Below are 17,149 nucleotides of genomic sequence, written 5' to 3'. Positions count from 1 at the left end.
CAGCATTTTTGATAACTGCACTGGATTCCGGCCTGCGCCGGAATGACGAAATTGGAATTAACAATGAGCCAAATGAAACACATCCACATCCTCGGCATCTGCGGCACCTTCATGGGCGGCATCGCCGCCATCGCCAAACAGGCAGGCTATCGCGTCACCGGCTGCGATGCCAACGTCTATCCGCCGATGAGCACGCAACTGGAAGAGCAGGGCATCGAGCTGATCGAAGGCTGGGGCGTGGAGCAGCTGGAACTGAAGCCGGATGTGTTCGTCATCGGCAACGTGGTGTCGCGCGGCAATCCGCTGATGGAAGAGATCCTGAACCGCAACCTGCCGTATGCCTCCGGCCCGCAATGGCTGGCCGATACCTTGTTGCGCGACAAGTGGGTACTGGGTGTGGCGGGCACGCACGGCAAGACCACCACCACGTCCATGCTGGCCTGGATACTGGAACATGCAGGGCTGAACCCCGGCTTCCTGATCGGCGGCGTGCCGCAGAACTTCGGCATCTCGGCGCGCATCACCGAGACGCCGTTCTTCGTGATCGAGGCGGACGAATACGACACCGCCTTTTTCGACAAGCGCTCCAAGTTCGTGCACTACCATCCGCGCACCGCGATCCTGAACAACCTCGAGTTCGACCACGCCGATATCTTCCCCGACCTGGCCGCCATCGAAACGCAGTTCCACCATCTGGTGCGCACGGTGCCGGGCAACGGGCTGGTGGTATGCAACGGGCGCGAGGAATCTTTGGCACGCGTGATCAAGCGCGGCTGCTGGACGCCGGTGGAGAAGTTCGGCTCGGATGACGGCTGGAACATCGATGCCAACGAGCAGGTGTCGCTCAGCGGCAAGGCGCAAGGCACCCTGCAGTGGGACTTGCTCGGCGAACACAACCGCATGAACGCACTGGCCGCGCTGGCCGCCGCGCGTCATGCCGGCGTGCCGGTCGCACAGGGCCTGGCTGCGCTCAGTGAATTCAAGAACGTGAAGCGCCGCATGGAGGTGCGCGGCACGGTCAACGGCATCACAGTGTACGACGACTTCGCGCACCACCCCACCGCGATCGACACCACCGTGGCCGGGCTGCGCCGCAAGGTGGGCAAGGCGCGCATCCTCGCGGTGCTGGAGCCACGCTCCAACACCATGAAGCTGGGCGTGATGAAGGACGCGCTGCCCGGCAGCCTGAAGGATGCCGACCTGACCTTTTGTTATGCCGGGAACCTGGGCTGGGATGCGCGTGGTGCGCTCGCCCCGCTGGGCGACAAGGCGGTGGTGAAGGACGATCTGAACGAACTCATCGAAGCCATCGCCGCCAAAGCGAAGTCGGGCGACCATGTCCTGGTGATGAGCAACGGCGGCTTCGGCGGGATACACGAAAAGCTGTTGCAACGACTGGCGCAGTGAATACGTACGCGTTCCGCCTGCTCAATGTATTTGCCATCGCCGGCGATCCCTTCTCCGGCAACCCGCTGGCGGTTTTTGAAGATGCCCGCGGCCTGAGCGACGAACAGATGCAGGTAATCGCGCGACAGATGAACCTGTCGGAAACGACGTTCATCTTTCCCAGCGAGTGCGCCAGTGCACGTGTCCGCATCTACACCCCTTCCTTCGAAATGCCGTTCGCCGGGCACCCCACGCTGGGCACGGCGCATGTCGTGCGTTCGCTCGCCCCTGCCGGCGACAGGCTCACGCTGGAGATGAAGGCGGGCATCATCCCGGTCGCAGCCCAGGGCAACCGCTGGGAACTGCAGGCCAACACAGCCAGGACACGCCCCATCGAGGCCACGCATGCCGAACTGGCCCAGATGCTGGGGCTCGATGTCACAGATATCGGCGAACGGCCATTGTGGGTCGATACCGGCAGCGAACAGCTGGTCATCCCGCTGCGTTCTGTCGCCGCCGTGGAGCGCGCTTCTCCGGATATCAAACTGATGGCGCAGCACGCATTCTCGCCAACCCGCGGCGCCAGCATGGCCTACGTGTGGGCACAGGACGAGGCCGGCGGGATCGTCTCGCGTTTCTTCTTTCCCAAGACGGGTTCGATCGCCGAGGATCCGGCCACCGGCTCGGCCTGCGCCAATCTCGGCGGCTGGTTCGTTGCCAATGGTGCTATGTTGCCCCTGCAGCGCGCGATCCACCAGGGCGATGCCGTGGGACGCCCGTCGTTACTGGGCTTGCGGGTAGAAGCTGGGGGAGTGATTCATGTTGCCGGCCTGGTAAGCGATCTGGGAAGCGGCCAGATCAGCATCTGACAGGGCCTGCAATCTGCAAATCCGGCGACACAGCCACCGCGCAGCAGCAGTTCGCTGCGCAATGGCTGGCGTTGTGTCGAAGTTTCTTATTGCGGCAGCACAGCGGATTTTGCAGCAGCTTGCTGACGATAGTCCTTCAGGGCCTGGTCCACTATCTCTATCCAGGCACTGTCGGTCACCACCTGACGGGAATCCTGGGCGTGCACCTCCACCGTTGCCGGCGTTGCCTTGCCGCTTATCTCAAGATTGGTGGCTATATCGGTATGCAGGGTAATCGCCCAGAAACCCGGTTGTAACCATGCCCAGAACTGCTTGATCCGTACGTCGATTATCACAGGATCGGGACCCGCTTCCGCCGCGTTGCTCGTCGTACGGTAACCCGCCTGTTTCAAGGCATTCGTCAGGTTCTCGCGCACGACACCAGCCACGGTCTGTCCATTCTCAAGCAACACATCGCCGAGTGCCTTGCCGAAACCGCCACGCTTGCGCCCGATGGCTCGGGCCTTGGTATCCGCCGATGCAAGGGTTGCGCCCTCGCCCCCCAGGGATGGCGTGCCGGGCTCGTTGGGATCCTGTTCGAATACTCGCTCGTCGGTGACCGAACCGATCAGGACGACTTTGGATTTGGTGACGGCATAAGTGGCCGTGCCAGAATCCCCAAGCTTGACCTCGCTGCGACTGGTGGCACAACCGGTAACCAGAACTGCGCTGGCTAACAGACAGACCAACAAATGATTCCTCGACATGATGGGCTCCTTAATGATTTGAAGTAAAGAGTTACGACCAACCGCATACGACCACATCCTGTACTGCTCCGGCAAAAACGTTGTCCTTCCGCTGCAATCCGTGTTCCGGCTTGCCGAACGCTTCAAACCTTACCTGCCGGCATTCCTGTCCTGCTTCATTTGCTTCATTGCGTCACGGCATGCTGCCGAGAATCTGAATTCCCTGTGCGCCCGCTTATAGCTGCCCATGCATTTCAGCAGGCCGCCACCGACCACTTCCTGCCCGCACCCGGTAACTTCCGCATCAGCCCGGCAGGCGCTGTTGACGTCCTGGGCATCGGCGGAAATTTCCGCTTTCATTTGCTTCAGCGCGCCGCGGCAAGCCGGAGAGAACTTGAAATCCTGGTGTGCCTTCTTGTAGCTGCCCATGCATTTCAGCATTCCCTTGCCGACGACCTCCTGCCCGCACCCGGCCATTTCCGCGTCTGCCCGGCAGGCCGTGTTGACTGCCTGCATATCTGCCGACGGTGCCGTATCGGCAATGGCAGCGCCGCTGAAAGACGATGCGCACAGTATTGCACCCGCCAGCATTGCTCTTGTTGTCATGCTCATGTTCCCTCCTCAAGGAAATAAATCGATATCCGTCCTGCTGCGCTTGGCCATATCCCGCATCATCCGTTCGCCCCGAACATCATGCGCTTTGCCACGAATTTCTTCGCCGGCGGCAAGCAGTCCAGCAGGGTGAGTGCGGCGGAGCGCACCCGGCCGAACAGCGGCAGGTCGTTGGAGAACAGGCGTACAAGACCGTCGGTGAAACGGATGCCGGCGTTGCGGTCGATACGGCGCGACTTGCGGTAGGCTGCGCACATTGCTGCCGAGCCGATGCCCTCCGGGACGCTGTCGAGGATGACCTGTGCCAGTTCCCATGCATCGCGGATGCCCATGTTGAATCCCTGGCCGGCGACCGGATGCAAGGTCTGCGCGGCATTGCCGATCAGCACCGTGCCCGGGAAGGTGATATCGGGCGCTCGCTTCAGGCGCAATGGATAGCAGCTGCGCTTGCCGACGCTGGTGAAGATGCCCACCCGGTCGCCGAAATGCTGCTGCAGGTTGTGCAGGAAGGCGGCGTCATCCCATTGCAGCATGGCTTGCGCGGCATCGTGCGGTGCGGTCAGCACCAGTTCGTAACCATCCAGGTACGGCAGCAGCGCCATCGGCCCCTGTACAGTGAAGTGTTCGAACGCCACCCCAGCGCGCGGCTGCGTGCAGGTGACATGGGCGATGATGCCGCTTTGCCCGTAATCCTGTACCTGCGGCGGATGCGACGCTTCGAGCAGCTTGCCGCCTTCGGCAACGACGGCGAGGCGCGCCGTGAGGGTATGCGGCTTGCCCTGATATTGATAGGTGAGGGTGGCCCCTTCGCCGGAGCTGCGCAGGTCGCTGACCGCCGCACCGTACAGGCAGGTGATGTCGCTCTGGCGCAGCACCTGCTGCAGCGCGGCGTGCAGGGTGGTGTAGGGCAATACGTAACCCATCTCGGCCACCTTCAGTTCTTCGGCGCGCAGGGTCGTGCTGCCGCTGGAATCCTTTTGCGTGACCTCGATGGTCCTGATGCCGCTGACGTTCTGTATCTTCTCCCATGCCCCCAGGCGCTGCAGCAGCAGGCGCGTACCGTAGGACAGCGCCAGGGCACGCGGGTCGGTGGTATTGCTGTCCGATTCGCGCGCCTCGAGCAGTACCACGTTCAAATCGTTGCCCTGCAGCGCGATCGCCAGCGCGGCACCGACCGGGCCGCCGCCGACGATGGCGATGTCGCAGCTGTTCTCATTCATGGCGCATGACCTCCTCGATCTCGCTGACCGTCTTCGGCGTATCCCGCGTCAGCACTTCGTTGCCCTTTGCGGTGATGAGCACATCGTCCTCGATGCGGATGCCGATGTTCCACAAGTCCCGCGGCACGCTGTCGCTGGGGCGGATGTAGCAACCGGGCTCGACGGTGAGCGCCATGCCGGGTTGCAGCGGTCGCCATTGGCCGTCCAGCTTGTATTCGCCGACATCGTGCACATCCATGCCCAGCCAGTGGCCGGTGCGGTGCATGTAAAACTGCTTGTAGCTTTCGGTCTCCAGTACCGATTCCAGACTGCCGCGGCAGAGTCGCAGGTCGATGAAACCCTGCGCCAATACCCTCAGCGCGGCTTCATGCGGGGCGTTCCAGCGCATGCCCGGTTTTGCCGCGGAAATGGCGGCCGCCTGCGCGGCAAGCACGATCTCGTACACATCCTTCTGGGCGGGGCTGAACCTGCCATTCACCGGGAAGGTGCGCGTGATGTCGGCGGCATAGCCGTCGAGTTCGCAACCCGCATCGATGAGCAGCAGGTCGCCGTCGTTAAGCCTGGCGTTGTTGCCGACGTAGTGCAGCGTACAGGCGTTGGCGCCGCCGGCGACGATGCTGGTATAGGCCGGATGCCGGGCGCCGTGGCGGCAGAATTCGTGCAGCAGTTCTGCTTCCACTTCATATTCGAACCGGCCCGGCCGGGTGAAGCGCATGGCGCGGCGGTGTGCACCGGCAGAGATCGTTGCAGCGCGGCGCATGATGTCCTGTTCGTGCGCATCCTTGACCAGGCGCATTTCGTTGATCGGTTCGCGCACGTCGCGGATCTCGCCCGGCGCACGGATGCCGCTGCGCGACTTCGCCTTCACGGCCTCGCGCAACCGGATGATGCGGGCGTCCCAGCCGGCATCCGCACCCACCGGGTAATACAGCACGGGCTGGTTGCCCATCAGTTCGGCCAGTTTTTCGTCCAGCTGCGCGATGGGATAAGCGGCATCGAAGCCGAACTTCTCGCTCGCTGCATCGGGGCCATAACGGAAACCATCCCATATCTCGCGTTCTGCATTTTTTTCGCGACAGAACAGGATGGCCTGCATCTGTTCGCCGGCAACGAGTACCAATACCGCTTCCGGTTCGGCAAACCCGGTCAGGTAGTAGAAATGGCTGTCATGGCGGTAATCGTAATGCGCATCCGCGTTGCGCACCGCTTCCGGGGCGGTGGGAATGATGGCAATGCCGCTCTGCATCTGACTTTGCAGGCGTTTGCGGCGTTCGGCGTAGATGGCGGTATCAGACATGCCGGGCATTTTGCGGCGCGCGCAGTCGCTTGTCGAGTTCGTCCAGCCGCTGCGGCGTGCCGACATCGATCCACAGGCCGCGGTGATGCTCACCGCTGGCTTTGCCTGCCGCGATCTGCTCGCGCAGCAGCGGCGCCAGCGGAGCCCTGGTTCCGCGCGCGATTTGCGCAAACAACTCCGGGCGATACAGGCCGATGCCGCTGAAAGTCAGTGCCGAGTGCCGGGGAGTGGGTGCCGAGCTGATCACGCGGTTGTCATGCAGCAGAAAATCGCCATTGGGGTGATGTTCGGGGTTGTCCACCAGCACCAGATGAACGGTGTCCTGGCTGCGTTGCATCTGCGCCGCCAGTGCCGGCATGCGGGCAAAGTCGTAATCGCACCAGATGTCGCCATTGACCACCGCGAAGGGTTGATCGCCCAGCAGGTGCAGGGCAAACGCGATGCCCCCTGCCGTTTCCAGTGCCGTGCCCTCGTCCGAATAGCGGATACGCGCGCCGAACTTGCTGCCGTCACCCAATGCCTGTTCGATCTGCAGGCCGAGATGCGCATGGTTGATGACGAGGTCGGTGATGCCGGCACGCACCAGCCGTTCGATGTGCCACACGATGAGCGGCTTGCCGCCGGCCTGCAGCAGGGGTTTGGGCGTGTGGTCGGTGAGCGGCCGCATGCGTTCGCCACGCCCGGCCGCCAGGATCATTGCACGCATGGGTTTGCTTCTTTCACGTTCGCTCCCGCTTGCGGGAGGTCACCAGCGGCTTGCCCGCCTGCGGGCCTGGCCAGAGGAAACATGCCCAGCATGCTCAAATCGATGCTCCGGTGCGTTGGGTTTTCTGTTCCAGTTCCATCAGCAGGACCAGCAACGGCTTCAAGTCGATGTAGCGCTCGCAGGCGCGGCGCAAGTAATCCATCACCAGCGGCATGTCCTTCAGGTAGCCGTCCTTGCCGTCACGGTGGTACAGCCGCGCGAAGATGCCCAGCACCTTGATGTGGCGCTGCACGCCCATCATCTCGTAATCGCGGTAGAACTCGCCGAAATCCTCGCGCACCGGCAAGCCGGCCTTGCGCGCTTTTTCCCAGTAGCGGATGAGCCAGTCCATGATCGCTTCCTCTTCCCACTTGATGTAGGCGTCTTTGAACAAGGATGCGAGATCGTAGGTGATGGGACCGTACACGGCATCCTGGAAGTCCAATATTCCAGGATTCGGGTCGGCGAGCATGAGGTTGCGCGAATGGTAGTCGCGATGCACGTATACGCGCGGTTGCGCCAGGTTGTTGGCCAGGATGCGCTCAAACACTTCTTCCAGCTTGGCTTGCTGTTTTTCGCTGAGCGTCACGCCCAGGTGTTTCGCGATATACCATTCGGGAAACAGGTTCAATTCGCGCCGCAACAAGGGTTCGTCATAAGGCGGCAGTTCGTCTTTTTTCGAGGCAAGCTGGATCCTGATCAGCGCATCGGTCGCTTCTGCGTATAGTTTTGGGGCGCTGGCATCGGTCAGTGCTTGCAGATAGGTGGTATTGCCGAGATCGGACAGCAGCAGGAAACCCTGCGCCAGGTCTTGCGCATACACATGCGGCACATGCGTGCCGGCTTCCTCGAACAACTTGCCGATATGCAGGAATGGCCGGCAATCTTCATGCTGCGGCGGCGCATCCATGATCACTTTCGTGCTGCCGTCGGCGAAAGTGGCGCGGAAATAGCGACGGAAGCTGGCATCGGCGGAAGCGGGGGCGATGGTGAAGGTCTCGTTTGGAAACAGGCCGGAAAGCCAGTCCGCAAGCTGCTTTTGACGTTGCATTTGATTGCCTTAATGAGGGATTTGTGCGATTTTAGCACCTTAATTTATTTACCCCCGCACCATGCCTTTTCGCCTTTCCCCTGTTGCGATCCTGATACTTGGAATGTTTCCAATGCTCGCTCAGGCCGAAGACGCGCCGTTGCCGTTGAAGCTGGATCGCATGCTCAAGAGACCGTCCGGGTCGTCGGAGGGATCTGCTGCGTTCATCAATGCGCAACATGTGGAAGCCAAAAAGAACGACCAGCTGGAAGCCAGCGGCGATGTGGAATTGCGTCAAAGCGGGCAGGTGATCTCTGCCGGTCACCTGCTGTACGGTCAGGAAAGCAAGGATGTGCTGGCCGAGGGCGGAGTACGGCTGGAACAATCCGGCATCGTTGTCACCGGGCCAGTCCTGAAGCTGAATCTGGACACCAACGTCGGCGAAATGGCCCAGCCGCAGTTTGAATTGACGGAGAGCCACGCGCGCGGCGCCGCCGAAACGATGCACATCGCCGGCAAAACGATCTATTCTTTCGACAATACGACTTTCACCACCTGCCCTGCGGGAAACGACGACTGGATGTTGCAGGCCGACCGCCTCGACCTGGATCGCACAACCCAGGTCGGTGTGGCACACGGAGCAACCGTCGATTTCAAAGGCGTGCCGATACTTTATACGCCGTGGATGGACTTTGCTTTGAACAGCAACCGGCGCTCCGGCTTCCTGAGCCCGAGCTATGGCTCGACCAGCACCGGCGGTACGGAATTCACCCTGCCGTATTACTGGAATATCGCCCCCAACTATGATGCCACCATCGCCCCGCGCGAGATCGCCAAACGCGGCATTCAACTCAACAATGAGTTCCGCTATCTGGAGCCAGGCTATTCGGGAACGGCCCGCTACGAAGTGCTGCCCGGCGATCACCTGACCAACAGCACGCGCTCGTTCATGTCCTTGCAGCACGCGCAGAACCTGGGCGGCGGCGTGGGCCTGGGGCTGAATGTAAATCGCGCATCCGACGATGCCTATTTCCGCGACCTGTCCAGCCTGATCAGCGGTACCTCGCAGGTCTATCTGTTGCGCGATGGCTCGCTCTCCTATGGAGTCGGATCATGGAATGGCTCGGTGGAAGTGCAAAACTTCCAGACCCTGCAAGATCCGCTTAACCCCATCGTGGCCCCCTACCGCAGCCAGCCGAACATTACATTGAACGGACAGGAAACGCTGGGCGATGCCACGTTCAATTTTGCCAATCAGTACGTCGATTTTCGCCACAACACCCTGGTCAATGCCGAACGGATGGTGATCAATCCTTCGGTAAGCTATCCGCTGCTGAGTGACCTAGGCTATTACGTCACGCCCAAGCTCGGCGTGCATTACACGCAATACCGGATGGGCTCGAACAACACGACGGGCATCCCCGATGCGACACGCACCCTGCCCATCTTCAGCGTGGACAGCGGCATGCAATTCGAGCGCGATATGCCGTCGTTCCTCGGCGGAAGTTATACGCAGACACTGGAGCCGCGGCTGTACTATGTATATATCCCGTACCGGGACCAAAGCATGCTGCCGATTTTCGACTCCGCACCGGCACCTTTCACTTTTGCCCAGATATTTTCCGAGAACCGTTTCTTCGGCAGCGACCGTATCGGCGATGCCAACATGGCGACGATGGCGCTGACCTCGCGCGTGATCGACGACCGGGACGGGGTGGAACGCTTCCGCATGATGCTGGGCGAGCGTTTCAGTTTCACGGCACCCAAGGTAGACATGTTCAACCCGGCAAGCAACACTTACCCGCCCAACACCTACCTCACCCCGGTAAGCAACAGCAACCGCTCCGACATCCTGCTCGGCCTTGGCGGCAAGCTCTCCAATACGCTGTCCATGGACAGCCTGATCCAATACAACCCCAGTCTGGCTCAGACCGACATGTACAGCTTTTCGACCACTTACAAGCCCGAACCGGGCAAGCTGGTCAATCTTGGCTACCGGCTGGAACGCGGCATCCTGCACCAGACCGACGTTTCAACCCAATGGCCGCTGTTCGGCCACTGGCTCGGCGTAGGCAGCCTGAGCTATTCCTTGCTGGATAAAAATGCCGTGGAGGCGCTGGCGGGGGTTGAGTATAATCAGTCCTGCTGGACGATGCGATTCGTAGCACAAACCTTCACCATCGCAACCAACGTTCGTTCTTCCGGAATATTCCTGCAACTGGAATTGAACGGGATGGGTGCAATCGGCTTCGATCCGATGGAAGCCCTGCGCCTCAACGTGCCCGGTTACACCAAGATAAACAGCCTGCCTGGGCAACCCGCCCAAGGCCTGAATTGATTTAAGCGAAAACTGAAAGAGAACATGCTGAGCCAAAAGATACTCACCCTCGTCCTGCTGGGTTTTGCAACCGTCGCGGCAGCGGCTGAGCCGCAAAAACAGGCAACGCCCATCGATCGGGTCGAAGTCATCGTGAACGACGACGTAATCACGCACAACGAACTGGAAAAGCGCGTCACCAGCGTGTCGAAAATGCTGCAACGACAGAATACCGCGCTGCCGGACCGGAGCATCCTGGAAAGACAGGTGCTCGAGCGCATGATCACCGAGATGCTGCTGGCACAGTTCGCCAAGGAGACCGGCTTGCGCATCGACGATGTACAGCTGGACAAGACCATCCTGCGCATCGCGCAACAGAACAAATTCGACTCGGTGGCCGCATTCCGCGCCAAGCTGGAGCATGATGGCACCGACTACAACGAATTCCGTGAGGAGATACGCAACGAGATCATCTCGGCCCGCCTGCGCGAACGCGAGGTGGACAGCAAACTGGTCATCAGCGAGAACGACGTGGACAACTACCTGAGCAACCAGGAACGCCAGGAAGGCAAGGGCGAAGAACTGCAGCTTGCCCACATCCTGGTGGTGGTGCCGGAGCAGGCCAGCGCGGACAAGATCCAGTCCTACCGCAGCCGGGCCGAACAGGCGCTGGCCAAGCTGCGCGGCGGCGCCTCGTTCGCCCAGGTGGCGGCCGGCTATTCCGATGCGCAGGATGCACTCAAGGGTGGCGAGATCGGCTGGCGGCCGGCGGACCGGCTTCCCCCGCTGTTTTCCGAAGCGCTGCAGAAAATGAAACCGGGTGATGTCAGCGATGTGCTGCGCAGCCCGAGCGGTTTCCACATCATCAAATTGCTCGACCGCCGCACTAAGGATACGCCGGTGGTGATCACCCAGACGCACGCGCGCCATATCCTGATCAAGACCAGCGAACTGGTCTCCGAGAACGAGGCCAAGAGCCGCCTGCAGGAGATCAAGCAGCGCATCGACAAGGGGGCGGATTTCGCCGAAGAGGCACGTTTGCATTCCGAGGACGGCAGCGCACCGCAAGGCGGCGACCTGGGTTGGCTGTCGCCGGGCGAGACCGTACCCGAATTCGAGGGGCCGATGAATGCGCTGAAGATCGGCCAGGTCAGCGGCCTGGTGCAGACCGGTTTCGGCTGGCACCTGATCCAGGTGCTGGATCGCCGCAATACCGACGTGAGCGTGGATCAGAAACGTCAGCGCGCCCGCAATGCCATCCGCACCTTCAAATCGGACGAGGCATTCCAGGACTGGCTGCGCCAGCTGCGTGACCGCGCCTTCGTCGAGTATCGCAACGAACCGAAATAATGCGGCAGCCACTCGCCATCACTGCAGGCGAGCCCGCCGGAATCGGCCCCGATCTCTGCCTGCAGCTTGTCAGCCATGAACATCCGCTGGTGGTGATCGCCGACAGGTCGCTGCTGCTGCAACGCGCGACCCAGCTCGGCATAGCCATACAACTGCACGATTACAGCGCCGCCGCACCCCTGAAACCCGGCAGCCTGAACGTGCTGCATGTTCCGCTGGCGCAACCTGTACAAGCCGGAAAACTGGATCCTTCAAACAGTCCTTACGTGCTGGAAACCTTGCGCCGCGCGGTCAGGGGTTGCCTGGCAGGCGAATTCTCGGGCATGGTGACCGCCCCGGTGCACAAGGGCATCATCAACGATGCCGGCATCCCGTTTACCGGACATACCGAATTCCTGGCCGAACTGACGGAAACGCCGCTGGTGGTGATGATGCTGATCGGAATGGTCCGGCATGCGCCTGTGCACCGAACTCCGTCCGCAACGGGGATCGCGGATTCCGGCACCGCCGAATTCATGCTGCGCGTGGCACTGGCAACGACCCACCTGCCCCTGCGCGAAGTGGCCGACGCCATCACTGCGCCGCTGCTGGAAGACGTGCTGCGCATCCTGCAGCGCGACCTGCAGCGCCGTTTCGGCATCGCCCGGCCGCGCATCCTGGTCGCCGGCCTCAATCCGCATGCCGGCGAAGACGGCCATCTGGGGCACGAGGAGATCGAGGTGATGATCCCCGTGCTCGACAGGCTGCGTGCCGAGGGTTACAACGTGAGCGCACCGCTGCCCGCGGACACCCTGTTCGCCGTACACCGTTTGCGCGAATGCGATGCGGTGCTGGCGATGTATCACGATCAGGGGCTGCCGGTATTGAAGCACGCCAGCTTCGGCGAGGGCGTGAACATCACGCTGGGCATGCCCATCATCCGCACCTCGGTCGATCACGGCACCGCGCTCGAACTGGCGGGTAGCGGCAAGGCCGATGTCGGCAGCATGCTGGAAGCAATCAAGGTTGCCGCGGAGATGGTGCAGCATGAGCGGGCATAGTAATGAGGGCCTGTTGGCTGCGGCGTCACGCACTGCACGCATGAGCCTCCACCGATACGCTTGGGGGAATTTTGATTATGGGTCATGAAGCCAAAAAGCGTTTTGGCCAGAACTTCCTCATCGACCAGAACATCATCGCCGACATCGTGCGCGCAATCCGCCCCGAAGCCGGCGACAACATGGTGGAAATCGGTCCCGGCCTGGGTGCATTAACGCGCCCCTTGCTGCAGACGCTGAATCTCCTGCATGTGATCGAGATCGACCGCGACATCATCGCGCGGCTGAAGACCGATTATCCGCAGGACCGGATCGTCATCCACGAAGGCGACGCGCTGAAGTTCGATTTCGCCACGCTGCCGGTACCATTGCGCATCGTCGGCAATCTGCCCTACAACATCTCTTCGCCGCTGCTGTTCCATTTTGCCGGATATGCTGCGCGCATCACCGACATGCACTTCATGCTGCAGAACGAAGTGGTCGAACGCATGGTGGCCGCGCCTTCCACTCCTGCCTACGGGCGGCTGTCGGTTATGCTGCAATACCGCTTCCACATGGAAAAGCTGCTCGACGTGCCGCCGCAATCGTTCCGCCCCGCACCCAAGGTCGACTCCGCCATCGTGCGCCTGATCCCGATCCCGCCCGACCAGATCGCCGTGCAGGACGAGGCATTGTTTGCCCAGATCGTGGCGGCGGCCTTCGGACAGCGGCGCAAAACCTTGCGCAACACGCTCAGGGACTATCTGCAGGAAGGCGATTTCGCCGAACTCGGCATCGATGCACAGTTGCGTGCCGAGAACCTGGGCGTGACGGAATTCGCGCGTATCGCCAATCGCCTGGCTAACGCGCACCGACCCGGTTTCAGTTAGAATCACGACTCCCCGGTCGCTGCTGGCATCTTGCGCATCAATGGCAATCCGGCAACGGTCCAGGCGACAAGGCGTGGCGCAAGCATCGTGCAACGCACGGTGCGCCCAAATTTTGAATTGATCGAGATGACAACATGTCCGACGTCCCACCCATTGTTCTGACCTTTGCTGCAGCCGACCCGAGTTGCGGAGCCGGAATCCAGGCCGATATCCTGACCATCGCCAGCATGGGTTGCCATCCGCTGTCGGTGATCACGGCCATCACCGTGCAGGACACCAGCGGCGTAGACGATGTGCAGCCGATAGATGCCGACTGGGTGGCCGACCAGGCGCGTACGGTGCTGGAAGACATGCCCGTTGCCGCGTTCAAGATCGGCCTGCTGGGCAGCGTGGAGAATATCGCGGTCATCGCCGAAGTAATCTCGGATTACCCCGATATCCCGCTGGTGTTCGATCCGGTGCTGGCTTCCGGCCGCGGTGACGAATTGGCGAATGAAGACATGCTGGACGCGATGCGCGAACTGTTGCTGCCACAGACGACCATCCTGACCCCGAACAGCATGGAAGCCAGGCGGCTGGTGCAGGACGAGGACAACGAGCAGGACGATCCCGAGCTTGCCGAATGCGCCAAGCGCATCCTGCGGCTGGGCTGCGAATACGTACTGATCACCGGCACGCACGAGCACACGCCCAAGGTCGTCAACAACCTGTATGGCGAACGCGGCCTGGTCCGCAGCGACAACTGGCCACGCCTGCCCGGCATCTATCACGGCTCCGGCTGCACGCTGGCGGCGGCGATCGCCGCGCTGCTGGCGAACGGACTGTCGATGGAAGATGCCGTGCATGAAGCCCAGGAATACACCTGGGAAGCGCTGAAATACGGTTTCCGTCCCGGCATGGGACAACACATCCCGGATCGCCTGTTCTGGGCGCGCGACGAAGATGCGGAAGATGAAAGTACGACCCGTCATTGACGGCAGAATTTCAGGATTGTCTTTCTCGATTGCTACCTTTCCCGTTCGCAGGGGACGGTTGAGGAAGGGGAAGCCGTGAATCCGATTCACGGCTTGTACGCAATCACACCCGATGTAGCCGATACCGCCGAATTATCCCGGCTCGTACGTCTGGCTTTGCAGGGTGGCGCCAGCATACTGCAGTATCGCAACAAGACCGCTGCGGCCGGGCTGAGGTTGCAGCACGCGCGGGCCCTGCGCGAGCTGACCCGTGAATTCGGCGCCACCTTCATCGTAAACGACGATGCGCAACTGGCCGCGCAGGTTGATGCCGACGGCGTTCACCTGGGAGGCGAGGATGGCAGCGTGGCGGCGGCGCGCGCGCTGCTGGGCAATGCAAGGATCGTCGGCGTATCTTGCTATAATCGCGTCGCGCTGGCGCATGAGGCGGTGCGGCAAGGCGCGGATTACGTTGCGTTCGGCGCATTCTTCCCTTCAAGCGTCAAACCGGATGCGGTGCAGGCGAACGTGCAGATGCTCACGGCGGCCCGAAGCGAACTGGACGTACCCATCGTCGCCATCGGCGGCATCACGCAGCAGAACGGTGCTGCGCTGATTGCTGCAGGCGCAGATGCGCTGGCAGTGATTACGGCACTTTGGGCCGCCCCGGACATCGAAGCAAGCGCACAAGGATTTTCAACACTTTTCAGCAGGACTAGGCAATGACTTCCAAAAACGAATCCCTCTTCGAACAATCCCAGAAGGTCATCCCCGGCGGCGTCAATTCGCCGGTGCGCGCTTTCCGCTCTGTCGGCGGTACGCCGCTGTTTTTCCAGCGCGGGCAGGGCGCTTATGTATGGGATGCGGATGGAAAAAAATATACTGATTACGTCGGCTCATGGGGACCGATGATCGTCGGTCACTGCCACCCGCAAGTGGTGAAGGCGGTGCAGGATGCGGCGGCGCAGGGACTCGGTTTCGGCGCGCCGACCGCAAGCGAACTGGAGCTGGCGAATCTGCTGTGCAAGATCCTGCCCAGCCTGGAAATGGTGCGCCTGGTCAGTTCCGGCACCGAAGCAACCATGAGCGCGATCCGCTTGGCACGCGGCTTCACCGGGCGTTCGCGCATCGTCAAGTTCGAAGGCTGCTACCACGGCCACTCCGACGGCCTGCTGGTGAAGGCCGGTTCCGGCGCGTTGACGTTCGGCCAGCCCAGCTCTTCCGGCGTGCCTGCCGAGATCGCCGCGCTGACCACCGTGCTGGACTACAACGATGCGGCCGGCCTGGAAAAAACCTTTGCCGACATGGGCAAGGAGATCGCCGCGGTCATCGTCGAGCCGGTGGCCGGCAACATGAACCTGGTCGCGCCCAAGCGCGAGTTCCTCGATGCGTTGCGCAACCTGTGCACCAAGCACGGCGCGGTGCTGATCCTCGACGAAGTGATGACCGGCTTCCGCGTCAGCCTGCAAGGCGCGCAGGGCTACTATGGCATCAAGCCCGACCTCGTCACGCTGGGCAAGGTGATGGGCGGTGGCCTGCCCGCCGCTGCGTTCGGTGGCCGCCGCGACATCATGAACTGCCTGGCTCCGCTCGGTGCGGTTTACCAGGCCGGCACGCTGTCCGGCAATCCGGTGGCAGTGGCTGCAGGTTTGACCACGCTGCAGCTGGTACAGGCGCCCGGCTTCTACGACAACCTCGCCAAGCTGGCGAAACAGCTCACCGAGGGCCTTACCGCTGCGGCGAAGAAACACAACATCGACTTCTGCGCGCAATCGGTCGGCGGCATGTTCGGCCTGTATTTCAGCAAGACATTGCCGACCAGCTATGCCGAGGTGATGAAATGCGACAAGGAAGCGTTCAACCGCTTCTTCCATGCCATGCTGGATGCCGGCCACTATCTGGCGCCGTCGGCATTCGAGGCCGGCTTTGTCTCGGCAGCGCATACGGAAGCGGATATCGCAGCGACCGTCGCGGCAGCAGACAAGATATTCTCGGTCTGGCAGTAGTGGGACTCTTCTCCAAAGCGACCTTCTACACCACGGTCAACCACATGCGCGACCTGCCGCTGCACGGCGGCAGGGAGGTCGCCTTCGTCGGCCGCTCCAACGCCGGCAAGTCGAGCGCCATCAATACGCTGGCCAACCACACGCGACTGGCTTTCACCAGCAAGACGCCGGGACGCACCCAGCACTTGAACTATTTCGATCTCGGCGACCATAGATACCTGGTGGACTTGCCCGGCTATGGTTATGCCAAGGTGCCGCCGGATGTTCAGGCGCACTGGGAACAACTGTTGAGCGAGTATCTGCAGACGCGCGAAGAACTGTGTGGCCTGGTGGTCATCATGGATGCCCGCCATCCGCTTACCGAGCGCGATCAAGGCATGCTGGACTGGTTCGCACCCACCGGGAAACCTATCCACATCCTGCTTACCAAGTCGGACAAGTTGAGCAGGCAGGAATCGACCAGGACGCTGCGCGAAGTCAGGGAGTTCCTAGCCGAACACTTCCCGCAATGTACGGTGCAACTTTTTTCCAGCCTGAAAAAACTGGGGATGGATGAAGCTGAAGCGGTGATCGCGAGCTGGTTCGCCGCCCAGGATTAAGGCCTGCACACCCGATTTCGGCTCACCTTCGGATATCATGGATAAAAAAAGCCCCTGAACCAAAGGGGGAGGTCAGGGGCAGAAGGTCTTTACAGGGTAAAGACACCCGCTCAGGGAGGAGAAACGGGAAGCAA

At 61.4% G+C, this 17,149-nt stretch carries 16 protein-coding genes; 10 read left to right on the top strand and 6 right to left on the bottom strand.

Features of this window, described 5'->3' with window-relative positions; translation table 11 throughout:
• Positions 1-63 precede the first annotated feature (63 nt).
• Together mpl and L6418_RS00255 are read left to right on the top strand one after the other, a co-directional pair.
• Complete coding sequence (mpl, locus tag L6418_RS00260) at positions 64-1,407, top strand: UDP-N-acetylmuramate:L-alanyl-gamma-D-glutamyl-meso-diaminopimelate ligase (RefSeq protein WP_237247483.1); 1,344 nt, start codon at positions 64-66, stop codon at positions 1,405-1,407.
• The gene (locus tag L6418_RS00255) at positions 1,404-2,255 is read left to right on the top strand and encodes a PhzF family phenazine biosynthesis protein (RefSeq protein ID WP_237247482.1); all 852 of its coding nucleotides are present in this window, start codon (positions 1,404-1,406) and stop codon (positions 2,253-2,255) included. The genes mpl and L6418_RS00255 overlap by 4 nt, the downstream gene beginning before the upstream one ends.
• 86 nt (positions 2,256-2,341) lie before the next feature.
• Here the strand turns inward: L6418_RS00255 and L6418_RS00250 are convergent, their stop codons facing one another.
• The 6 genes from L6418_RS00250 to L6418_RS00225 form a co-directional block, all read right to left on the bottom strand.
• Positions 2,342-3,001, bottom strand: coding sequence for a hypothetical protein (locus L6418_RS00250; protein WP_237247481.1), 660 nt, complete (start codon positions 2,999-3,001; stop codon positions 2,342-2,344).
• 129 nt (positions 3,002-3,130) lie between these two features.
• Positions 3,131-3,592 (bottom strand): hypothetical protein, encoded by a 462-nt coding sequence (locus L6418_RS00245; protein ID WP_237247480.1) that lies wholly within the window; start codon positions 3,590-3,592, stop codon positions 3,131-3,133.
• A 59-nt stretch (positions 3,593-3,651) separates the two neighbouring features.
• Positions 3,652-4,812 carry an FAD-dependent monooxygenase gene (locus tag L6418_RS00240; RefSeq protein ID WP_237247479.1) on the bottom strand — a complete coding sequence of 387 codons (1,161 nt, stop codon included), beginning with the start codon at positions 4,810-4,812 and terminating at the stop codon, positions 3,652-3,654.
• Positions 4,805-6,109 (bottom strand): Xaa-Pro aminopeptidase, encoded by a 1,305-nt coding sequence (gene pepP, locus L6418_RS00235; RefSeq protein WP_237247478.1) that lies wholly within the window; start codon positions 6,107-6,109, stop codon positions 4,805-4,807. Before pepP ends, L6418_RS00240 begins: the two co-directional genes overlap by 8 nt.
• Positions 6,102-6,815, bottom strand: coding sequence for an N-acetylmuramate alpha-1-phosphate uridylyltransferase MurU (murU, locus tag L6418_RS00230; RefSeq protein WP_237247477.1), 714 nt, complete (start codon positions 6,813-6,815; stop codon positions 6,102-6,104). Before murU ends, pepP begins: the two co-directional genes overlap by 8 nt.
• A 94-nt stretch (positions 6,816-6,909) precedes the next feature.
• On the bottom strand, positions 6,910-7,905 hold the full coding sequence (locus L6418_RS00225; RefSeq protein ID WP_237247476.1) for an aminoglycoside phosphotransferase family protein: 996 nt from the start codon (positions 7,903-7,905) through the stop codon (positions 6,910-6,912).
• A gap of 112 nt (positions 7,906-8,017) precedes the next feature.
• Between L6418_RS00225 and L6418_RS00220 the strand changes: the two genes are divergently transcribed.
• From L6418_RS00220 to yihA, 8 genes are all read left to right on the top strand, one after another.
• Positions 8,018-10,222, top strand: a complete 2,205-nt coding sequence (locus L6418_RS00220) for an LPS-assembly protein LptD (protein WP_237247475.1) — start codon at positions 8,018-8,020, stop codon at positions 10,220-10,222.
• Positions 10,223-10,234: 12 nt separating this feature from the next.
• Positions 10,235-11,551: a peptidylprolyl isomerase gene (locus L6418_RS00215; protein WP_269807844.1), complete on the top strand. Its 1,317-nt coding sequence runs from the start codon at positions 10,235-10,237 to the stop codon at positions 11,549-11,551.
• Positions 11,551-12,591 (top strand): 4-hydroxythreonine-4-phosphate dehydrogenase PdxA, encoded by a 1,041-nt coding sequence (pdxA, locus tag L6418_RS00210; protein WP_237247473.1) that lies wholly within the window; start codon positions 11,551-11,553, stop codon positions 12,589-12,591. The genes L6418_RS00215 and pdxA overlap by 1 nt, the downstream gene beginning before the upstream one ends.
• Before the next feature lie 77 nt (positions 12,592-12,668).
• The gene (rsmA, locus tag L6418_RS00205) at positions 12,669-13,457 is read left to right on the top strand and encodes a 16S rRNA (adenine(1518)-N(6)/adenine(1519)-N(6))-dimethyltransferase RsmA (RefSeq protein WP_237247472.1); all 789 of its coding nucleotides are present in this window, start codon (positions 12,669-12,671) and stop codon (positions 13,455-13,457) included.
• 134 nt (positions 13,458-13,591) lie between these two features.
• Positions 13,592-14,431, top strand: coding sequence for a bifunctional hydroxymethylpyrimidine kinase/phosphomethylpyrimidine kinase (gene thiD / locus L6418_RS00200; RefSeq protein ID WP_237247471.1), 840 nt, complete (start codon positions 13,592-13,594; stop codon positions 14,429-14,431).
• Between the two features lie 75 nt (positions 14,432-14,506).
• Positions 14,507-15,136, top strand: a complete 630-nt coding sequence (gene thiE / locus L6418_RS00195) for a thiamine phosphate synthase (protein WP_237247470.1) — start codon at positions 14,507-14,509, stop codon at positions 15,134-15,136.
• A complete protein-coding gene (gene hemL / locus L6418_RS00190) occupies positions 15,133-16,416 on the top strand; it encodes a glutamate-1-semialdehyde 2,1-aminomutase (protein ID WP_237247469.1) in 1,284 nt (427 codons plus the stop codon). The genes thiE and hemL overlap by 4 nt, the downstream gene beginning before the upstream one ends.
• Positions 16,416-17,015 carry a ribosome biogenesis GTP-binding protein YihA/YsxC gene (yihA, locus tag L6418_RS00185; RefSeq protein ID WP_237247468.1) on the top strand — a complete coding sequence of 200 codons (600 nt, stop codon included), beginning with the start codon at positions 16,416-16,418 and terminating at the stop codon, positions 17,013-17,015. The genes hemL and yihA overlap by 1 nt, the downstream gene beginning before the upstream one ends.
• Positions 17,016-17,149: the final 134 nt, after the last annotated feature.

The sequence above is a fragment of the Sideroxyarcus emersonii genome, from assembly GCF_021654335.1.
Classification (GTDB): Bacteria; Pseudomonadota; Gammaproteobacteria; order Burkholderiales; family Gallionellaceae; genus Sideroxyarcus; species Sideroxyarcus emersonii.
Note: the sequence above shows the minus strand (reverse complement) of the source record. Positions and strands in the feature narration are given on the sequence as shown.

Bases quoted from the DNA above. Each gene is read 5' to 3' on its own strand.
- L6418_RS00245 (WP_237247480.1), bottom strand. From the start codon at position 3,592: ATGAGCATGACAACAAGAGCAATGCTGGCGGGTGCAATACTGTGCGCA.
- thiD (WP_237247471.1), top strand. From the start codon at position 13,592: ATGTCCGACGTCCCACCCATTGTTCTGACCTTTGCTGCAGCCGACCCG.
- pdxA (WP_237247473.1), top strand. From the start codon at position 11,551: ATGCGGCAGCCACTCGCCATCACTGCAGGCGAGCCCGCCGGAATCGGC.
- hemL (WP_237247469.1), top strand. From the start codon at position 15,133: ATGACTTCCAAAAACGAATCCCTCTTCGAACAATCCCAGAAGGTCATC.
- rsmA (WP_237247472.1), top strand. From the start codon at position 12,669: ATGGGTCATGAAGCCAAAAAGCGTTTTGGCCAGAACTTCCTCATCGAC.
- pepP (WP_237247478.1), bottom strand. From the start codon at position 6,109: ATGTCTGATACCGCCATCTACGCCGAACGCCGCAAACGCCTGCAAAGT.
- L6418_RS00240 (WP_237247479.1), bottom strand. From the start codon at position 4,812: ATGAATGAGAACAGCTGCGACATCGCCATCGTCGGCGGCGGCCCGGTC.
- mpl (WP_237247483.1), top strand. From the start codon at position 64: ATGAGCCAAATGAAACACATCCACATCCTCGGCATCTGCGGCACCTTC.
- L6418_RS00225 (WP_237247476.1), bottom strand. From the start codon at position 7,905: ATGCAACGTCAAAAGCAGCTTGCGGACTGGCTTTCCGGCCTGTTTCCA.
- L6418_RS00220 (WP_237247475.1), top strand. From the start codon at position 8,018: ATGCTCGCTCAGGCCGAAGACGCGCCGTTGCCGTTGAAGCTGGATCGC.
- murU (WP_237247477.1), bottom strand. From the start codon at position 6,815: ATGCGTGCAATGATCCTGGCGGCCGGGCGTGGCGAACGCATGCGGCCG.
- L6418_RS00250 (WP_237247481.1), bottom strand. From the start codon at position 3,001: ATGTCGAGGAATCATTTGTTGGTCTGTCTGTTAGCCAGCGCAGTTCTG.